The 7,816-nt window shown below is 49.6% G+C and carries 7 protein-coding genes; 1 reads left to right on the plus strand and 6 read right to left on the minus strand.

Annotated features, from left to right (window positions below; translation table 11 throughout):
• Positions 1–75 precede the first annotated feature (75 nt).
• Together ACP5H1_RS00975 and ACP5H1_RS00980 are read right to left on the minus strand one after the other, a co-directional pair.
• Positions 76–2,088: a DUF460 domain-containing protein gene (locus ACP5H1_RS00975; RefSeq protein ID WP_427970725.1), complete on the minus strand. Its 2,013-nt coding sequence runs from the start codon at positions 2,086–2,088 to the stop codon at positions 76–78.
• A gap of 1 nt (position 2,089) precedes the next feature.
• Positions 2,090–2,998 carry an RIO1 family regulatory kinase/ATPase gene (locus ACP5H1_RS00980; RefSeq protein WP_427970727.1) on the minus strand — a complete coding sequence of 303 codons (909 nt, stop codon included), beginning with the start codon at positions 2,996–2,998 and terminating at the stop codon, positions 2,090–2,092.
• Between the two features lie 266 nt (positions 2,999–3,264).
• Between ACP5H1_RS00980 and ACP5H1_RS00985 the strand changes: the two genes are divergently transcribed.
• A complete protein-coding gene (locus ACP5H1_RS00985; RefSeq protein ID WP_427970729.1) occupies positions 3,265–3,627 on the plus strand; it encodes an ArsR/SmtB family transcription factor in 363 nt (120 codons plus the stop codon).
• Positions 3,628–3,728: 101 nt separating this feature from the next.
• Here ACP5H1_RS00985 and ACP5H1_RS00990 read toward each other — a convergent pair whose 3' ends face one another.
• The 4 genes from ACP5H1_RS00990 to ACP5H1_RS01005 form a co-directional block, all read right to left on the minus strand.
• A complete protein-coding gene (locus tag ACP5H1_RS00990; protein WP_427970731.1) occupies positions 3,729–4,181 on the minus strand; it encodes a hypothetical protein in 453 nt (150 codons plus the stop codon).
• Positions 4,182–4,438: 257 nt separating this feature from the next.
• A complete protein-coding gene (locus tag ACP5H1_RS00995; protein WP_427970733.1) occupies positions 4,439–5,869 on the minus strand; it encodes an MFS transporter in 1,431 nt (476 codons plus the stop codon).
• 9 nt (positions 5,870–5,878) lie between these two features.
• Positions 5,879–7,267 (minus strand): COG1361 S-layer family protein, encoded by a 1,389-nt coding sequence (locus tag ACP5H1_RS01000; RefSeq protein WP_427970735.1) that lies wholly within the window; start codon positions 7,265–7,267, stop codon positions 5,879–5,881.
• 183 nt (positions 7,268–7,450) lie between these two features.
• Positions 7,451–7,816 (minus strand): DUF1641 domain-containing protein (locus ACP5H1_RS01005; protein ID WP_427970737.1); only part of this gene is annotated, 366 nt, incomplete at its 5' end.

Here is a 7,816-nt window from a genome sequence, read left to right on the forward strand (position 1 = left end):
TAGGGCATTCGTTTTCATTTTCTTTACCAGCCGCACGGCGTTCTATTAGGGTCGCATATTCACAACCTAAGATCTTTAAGGTGTAGAGCCTTTGCCTCTCATGGCTCTGTACTCGTTAAGCAGACTTAACAGAGCGGCATCAGAGCTTTCCTGAGACTTGAGTTTTGCTACGAATTCCATGGCATCACTTACTACCTTAGAGCTAACGAGGTATAGTCCTGCCACCTGTATTATAGCGTACTCGTTAACTCTGAGCGGGGCTATCCCGCGATTCTTGGCTGCGTTAGCCAGCGGCGAGTCAGTGTCGTTAACAAGTATGGCCTTCACCCCAGCTTTAGAAAGGTACTCTACGGCGTTACCGTCAAATGCTGTAACATTGTCTACTATAACTACTTCGTTAGCGCTTATGGGGCCAAGCTGCTCCTCAGACCTTTTGAGCTGCGAGCTTCTCAGCTCACTTACTCTCCGGGCGACAACTAGTCTCCCTGAGGCCACGTCAACGAGTACCCTTCTGAGGCTCTGAATTTCCTCTTGAAGGTGTTCCTGCTCTCCCTGAAGCTTGGCAAGCGAGGATTCAAGCTCTGAGACCCTTCCCTTGAGGGCCCTTATCTCATCATCCTTAAGTAGCTCGGCTTTGAGCTGCTTCTTGGCAAGATAGAGCTCCCTCTCCTCATAGAACAGCCTCTGGCGCAGGTCTTCAAGCTGTTTCTCGAGCGACATCTTCTGAGCTTCGAGGAGTTCAACCTTTGAACTATCTGCGCATGGCTGTTGCACCTGTCGCCTATTAGTAACATTCATGTGCTCGTACTTCTCATCAACATTGCCTAAAAGCCTTGCTATCTGCTTCTCTACAGCTTCAGCCAGGGTAGCCCCCTTCACTACATCGGCTTTAAGCTCATCTATATCTATGTCAAACTCTAGCTTTGAGGCGTAGGCCTCCACCTGTGAGAGCTTGTTGTGATATTCTATGAACGCCCTATACGCCGCCGCAAGGGAATCCCTTTCATGTGGGGTCTTTGGTTTAAGCTCTGAATCCGCGGTAGCTCTTGAAGCGAGATACTCCTTCTCGGCCACGGACATGTTATAATTAGGCAGGTAGAGCTGAGCGCCTAACTGGGCGGCAAGCTTTCTAATGAGCTCAGGTGGATCTGCGACGTCGGTAGTCACAATAACGGGCTTTCCAAGACTTGAGACTATGCTGACTATCCTGCCTCTGTCAAGCTCTTTATAGCTGCCCAGGTGCAGTACCCTACCTTCAAGGTCAAGCACAGCGAGGCCTGTAGTCATGCCAGCGTCGACACCGACTATAAGGGGCCTTGACGGCTTCGACGTCGCGTCACCAAAAACTAGCTCACCTTCATATTTGGTCTCTATTCTTATGGAATAATCTATGCCACGGTGCGGCCTGACTATTCCTATCAGCTTCTCGCGAGGCGCGTATATAATGAATATGGCTGAATCAAGTCCTCCTTCGCTTGTCTTGTAGAAGACGTCATAGTCTATATTGGCATTATCTAGGGCCTCCTTCACCTTGTCTGCAGCTATTTTGACGGAGGCCCTTATCCTTCTCTGATATCTTGCCTGGCTCCATCCTCCACTTTTAGTGTTTCGTCCCCTGCTTACCACTATGTACGTCTTCTCCCTGCTGAAGCCTACGCTTTGGCCCCCTCCTCTAGCCACTACAGCGGCCACTATGAACGCCGTTCTCATTGGCGAAAGCTTGGAGGAAGCGACGTCGATGCCAGCCCTCCTAGCAGCTTCCAGAACGTCCACTAGGCCCTCCTCAGTGGCGGTTGCCTGAACGAGCTTAGTGCCAGGCGGCAGCAGGGAAAGAAGCCTGGCTATGCTCTCTGTTGAGCCGTCAAGGGAGAGCTCCATGACATTATCTGAAGCTATGGATTTGGGCCTATACTCCCACGCTAGCCTTATAATCGTTGCTAGGGGCACGGACTGGTGCTTTGCAATGAGCTTAAGGGACTGGTCTATGATGACTACCGAGTACTTAGCTCTGTTAGTGGACGAGAGAGGGCTCCCGGACTCTATGTCTATGCCCATGTAAAGTTCCTGGGGCGCCCCCTCTGAGGACATGTTAGCTGTTCCCCACAACTCTCCTAATTAGGTCCTCAGCTGAAAGTTCCAGGCCGAAGCTTTTATTAAAATATGAGGCCAGCCTTCTTAGATCCTCCGTGAGGGCCTCCCTAGCTCGCGGGTCCGAAGCGTCTATGTATTGAGGCCAGTCTATTATGTAACCATTTACATCATCGTCTTTCCGCACAACCAATATGTTATAAGGGCTTAAATCGCCATGCACGATGCCTACTTCCTTGAACGCTATGGTAACCGTGCTTATAACGTCGTCGAGCACCTTGAGGGCTTGCTCCCTGCTGAGAGCCCTATACGATATAAGCTCGGTTCCATCCAAATACTCCGTGACAACGCAGTGTAGCTCAGAGGTTATAGGTCTGGGCACCAGACCTCCCATCCTGCTTACCATAACCAGGGCCCTCAGCTCCCTCCCAGCGCTTTCTATAGCTACGTCTATCCACTGCGCCTTCTCGAGGACCCTTCCATAGTTTCTCTTCCTGGCTAACGTTCTGAAAGATCTGGCCCCCTCTTTGTGGAACTTCAGCGAGACGGGGCTGCCTGAAGGGGTCCAGGCCAAGTACACGTCACTTTCCTTGCCAACACCTACTTTATCGCCAACCCTTTCAATAATGCCTCTTCTGATAAGTTTAACTACTGAGAGGACGTCGAGGCCAGCAAAGGTAAGCTGGTAGGCGTGCTCTCCAGATACTATCTTTGATCTCAGGAGGCCCGAGTCCGTTAACCTAGAAAGGGCCTTAACAACCAGTTCGTGAGGCATCTTGGATGTGGCTTCTATAACGCTAATCGGTACAAATGAAAACTTCCTGTGCATCCTATAGATGGATAGGAGTAGCTCGCGTGAGACGTCATCAATAGCCCGTACTCTATCGTTTAATGTCAGCGTTGGGGGCACCGCCTTAACTTTATAATTGGAGAGCGAAAAAGGCTTAAGCGACGGCCTTTTAAACCCCTAAGTCCTTTCAATTTAGACTTTATTAAGTAGGGCTTTTATCATAAGGTTACAAGGATTTCCTTTACTACTTCATGATGAGGTTTTATATGTACATATGAAGCCTGTTTAAGTATGTGCACCGCATATACTAAGCTTGAATACAAAAAAATATTAACTCAGTACAAATACAGTAACATATGACTGCTAAAGAAAAGGTGAGGGGGCATATGGAGGAGAGCATACCAACAAAGGAGGGAATTTATCCGAGAGATGGCACCCTTTACGTTGTTGGCTCACGTGCGATAGCAAAAGTATCGTCTGCGCTGGCAAGTGAGAGCAGGGCAAAAATTCTGGCCATACTTCAGAAAGGGCCCACGGACCTTGAGGACATAGCCACGCTGATAAACCAAAGCAAGGCCAACGTGAGCAGCCAGATAAGGAAGCTTGAGGAGGCGGGCATAGTCAGGTCTCATTACGTGCCGGGGCAGAGGGGCATAAAGAAAGTAGTGGAACTTATGATAAACAAGATAGTATTTATGATAACGCCTGAACAGGAGCACAGTACGAGCCAGACGGGCTCCAAGAGCTGAAAGGGCTAGGTTCAAGAGCCTAAGTTAATTAGGACCTCATAGGTGGCGTTTCTTCCGTTACGTGCATGTCATAGCATGAGGTCCATATGTTAGTTTAGCTATTAAAATTTTACTATGTAAACGTCCCTCTTTGATATGTTAACATACATGGCCCCTGAGATCTTGCACTCAGAACCTTTATTTAGTAGCAAGGTTTCCCATTTATCGCCGAAGAAATCCCTTACTTTGGAGCCAAGCACCTTAAGCTCGTTTAAATCCGTCGCGTCAGTTAAGAGCGCATGGGGTATGGGGAGCCTTAAATAAGAGGGGGTTGCCACATAGAATTCGTCGGCCGCGCAGGAGTACTTAAGAGCCTTCACTGCTATCTTGGCTTCCATGTACTCTTCCGCCCTGTCTATGAACATGGGAGGCAGGTAGCCGGTCTCAACCTCTACAATTAGACTTCTATCATAGCCCTGAGCGTAAACATCCGCAACGTGGACATCGTCTATCCGATGTTCAACTACCACGTCAAATCCTAGCTCCCTTAGCTTCTCAGCAACTATCAGTTGCACAGTAGCGTGAAACCTTGAAACTTTGGAGAGCCTCTCCCTTTCGATGACCTCAGAGGTCTTTTGCCTCGAGGCGACCCCATCTTTTAGTAAGATCGCTAGGGCTTTACATTACAACTTCTATAAACCGTGCCAGAACAATATAAAGGTTAAAGTCATCATGCATACCGTTATTATGACTGCGATGCAATTGAAAATACCCATGTCTCAAAGATTTTTAATTGGCACGGAATGACCAATGCGCAGTTGCTGGCTAAGCTCTAAATAGCTGTAATATTACGCCTCTGTCTGAGGACATAGTTCTTAGTGAAGAGCGAGATCACTAATGTGGCAAGTGACGCTAAAGCTCCAATATAGAAGATGTAGTTAAAGGCGACGCCGCTGCCCTCTGAAAACATGAAAAGCCTTCCAGAGAACTCGAAGGGTAGGTGAGCCCTGTATGTTGTCAATAGTGTAGCAGCCAGGACAGGGCCTACTGAAGAGCCCAGGAACCTAACCATGGTGTTAAACTCTAGGCTTACAGTTACGCTGTCAGCGGGCACAGAGACGGCTATCATGTTAACTATGGGCACCATTATGGACACTATGCCTACCCCTGTCACGAAGGAGTCTATGGCAAGCTGAAGGGGCCCTGACCTGTTTACAACGAAGAGTAGGAAGCCAATTGTTGAAACCAGCGAGCCATATATGAGGACTGGCTTGGGTCCCAGAGTTGAGGTGGCGTGGCCAACAAGGGGAGAAATGACTATCATCGCGAGCGTCGCTGGGAGCAAGGACATGGCAGCGCCGATGACTGAAAGGCCCAGGCCATAAGGTGGCGACTCCTCTGCGAAGTATATAACTCCAAGGTAAAGCATAAACATGGCAACGCCTGATACGAGGCCTGCTATGTTAGCTACCATTACATTTCTCTGTTTAAGTAGGTCAAGCCTTATCAACGTCCTCGTGGACCTGGTCTCATATATAAAGAAGCTGAGGTAAAGCGCGACCCCCGTAATTAAAAGTGGCAGCTGGGCTATTGTAATCCATCCTCTGTAGGGGGCCTCGGTTAGGTACAGAAGAACTAGCGCTGTGCCCAAGGAAAGGAGCACCGTGCTGGCGTAGTCTATACGTTCATGGCTTACAGGAGGGTAGGACTCCAACACTATCAATGAAGCCACGAGCATCACTATCGAAAGCCCAAAAGCTATGTGAAACATGGCACGCCATCCTAGGTACTCCTCTATGTAGGCGCCTGCTATCATGCCTATGGTCATGCCTATGGCAACCATAGCGCTCAGTATTCCCTGCGCCACGGCAACTAAGCGACGCGGGAACGTGTCCGTTATTATAGAAAGCCCCAGCGGGAACAGCGTGAAGCCAAACCCCTGAACAGCCCTGGCGGCTATAAGCGCAAAGATGTTAGGCGCAAAGCCAGCTGTGAGAACCGCTGTAGAGTAAAAGGACAGTGCAATCATGTAAAGCCTCTTCTTGCCATAAACGTCGCCCATCTTTCCAAAGAGGGGCGCCACTGCAGCGCCAACCACCAGGTACGCTGTGACGACCCATGCGGCCTCCTCATTAGTTGCTGCAAGCGCTGATTGAATGCGAGGCAACGACGGTATAACCATGGCTTCGACGTACATCGTCAGCATAGTTACTAGCGTCAGGTCAGCCAGTATGACATAGGGGCTTCTAGAGGCCCTTTCCATTAAGCGACGTCACCTTCTTCTTGTGCCCACCACAGCCATGGCCACCAATATTATGATTACGACTGCGGCTATTACATATAGTATAGTGTTAGACGAGCTGCTAAGCGACGGCATGCTAAGCTGGAAGCCAGCGCCAACCTTTACTGGGACCAGTATAATTTGATGCATAGCCTGCATAGTTGGGGGCTGATACCAGGTTAACATCAACGGCAAGTAATAAGTCCCAGGCCTTATACCTGAGCTCACAGAGATAACGAATGTAACGTTTTGGACCTCACCACTGTTGAGGTTTCCAACGCTTTCATTCATGAAGTCGACCGCCAATAAGGGGTTCTCGCTGGAGGGTACGTATGGCGTGAAGATAGGGTTGGGCAGCAATGTTGCTGTGACGTACTCAGCCTTACCATAACCTACGTTGGCCAGCTCCACAGTTACATAGACGTTTGAGGCGCCGACGGATATTGGGCTATGGTATGCATTTATTGCTGCAAAGTATGCCGAAGGTCTTAGATATAGGCTTATTGGTGCTAGGTAGTACCCCCCAGAGTAAGTTACATTAATGTAAACCGTAGCATTGAGGGGCTTTGGCACACTAAAGTAGCCGAAGGAGTAACTTGTTATCTGTGTAACGTTAGCTATGGTCAGCGGCACGCTAAGGTTAACTATGTGGCCTGGCGGTAAGTAGCCCAGCTTTATTGTTGACATGTTAGGGTATAGCATGCTCAGGGGGCTCTGAGGCTCCACTTTAACCGTGACGTTGGAGGCCAAGCTGTTGCCCTCATTTTCAAGGTATATCTTAAGGATCGCAGCGTTTTCGCTGGCATAGAGGACCTCTGGGTAGGTGCTGTAGCCCACCACTACAACCTTCGAGTACCCAGTTATTGCCACCTCGACAGGAAGCGAGCTTGTCCCCTTCACAGTTACCGTTTCGCCCGTAGGCAGCCGTTCCTCAATGTAGTAAGTTAGGTTGACGGTTACATTGTAAACCCCCGGCGTGGCATTACTTGAGACGTTGTAGAGGGACACCAGCCTCATGCTGCCTCCGGGCTCAAGCAGCGGCACGAAAGCTTCGGGGGCGGGCTCGCCCTTCACCAAAGTTAATGGGTAAGAGCTCTTCACGTAGGCGGTGATGTTAAACAACTCCACTGGACCCAAGTAGTAGATCACGACTGTGAGCGGCAGGAACGAGCTTCCAGGGGATGCCTGAAGAGGCTGTGAAGAGTTAAGACCCCAGTAGCTTATGGCCGTAAAGGTAGGCTTTAGGCTCTGTGCAGAGGCATTAAGCTGGCCACCGCTTATCATCATCAGCGTTGACATCACTAAGAAAAACGTAATTGCTATGGGAATCGCCTTCAAATTTCTCGGCACTGCGTTCACCGCTAATATTACGAAGCTCAATATATAAAAGTATTACTCTTAGATAGTGGTCGCCGTTGTTAAACTTAGGGCGTGAGGACATCATAGGGGCTATCTAATGTCATCGACGCTAATATTTGCCATGTCATTAAGAAAAGGGTTGACAAATACGGCATCCCAGCTTATCAAAAAGCTCCGATTAGGGTTACAGTTTGTTATGAGCGTCTACGGTTTAGATTGGCCTTTACTTCTTGCACAGGCGCCTAGCTGTTTTGCTATATCTAGCAGTATTCCAAGGCCTTGTGATATGTCTGGGTCGCTCAGCGAGCTCATCAAGCCCAGGAGGCCGACCTTCCTTGGATGACTTAGGTCGAGCTTCGCCAGAGACTCTATGGTGCATGATGTCAGGTCTGTCAGGGCGTTCTGGGCGTTCGCCAGGTCCGTGGCGTCAACCTTGGTTATGCCGTAGCTGACCGAGGCCAGCAGGGCCATGAGCCTCATCAGGGCCGGGTCTGTGGCGGCCGAGAGGAACGAGTCCTCGGCCTTGTCCGCAAGGTAGGAGATCATGCCCAGCAGGCCGCTCCTCTTCAG

This window comes from Acidilobus sp. (assembly GCF_049973875.1).
GTDB lineage: Archaea > Thermoproteota > Thermoprotei_A > Sulfolobales > Acidilobaceae > Acidilobus.

What these genes read in the sequence shown, in the direction of transcription:
- ACP5H1_RS00975 (WP_427970725.1), bottom strand. Translation starts at nt 2,088, where the DNA reads ATGTCCTCAGAGGGGGCGCCCCAGGAACTTTACATGGGCATAGACATA.
- ACP5H1_RS00995 (WP_427970733.1), bottom strand. Translation starts at nt 5,869, where the DNA reads ATGGAAAGGGCCTCTAGAAGCCCCTATGTCATACTGGCTGACCTGACG.
- ACP5H1_RS00985 (WP_427970729.1), top strand. Translation starts at nt 3,265, where the DNA reads ATGGAGGAGAGCATACCAACAAAGGAGGGAATTTATCCGAGAGATGGC.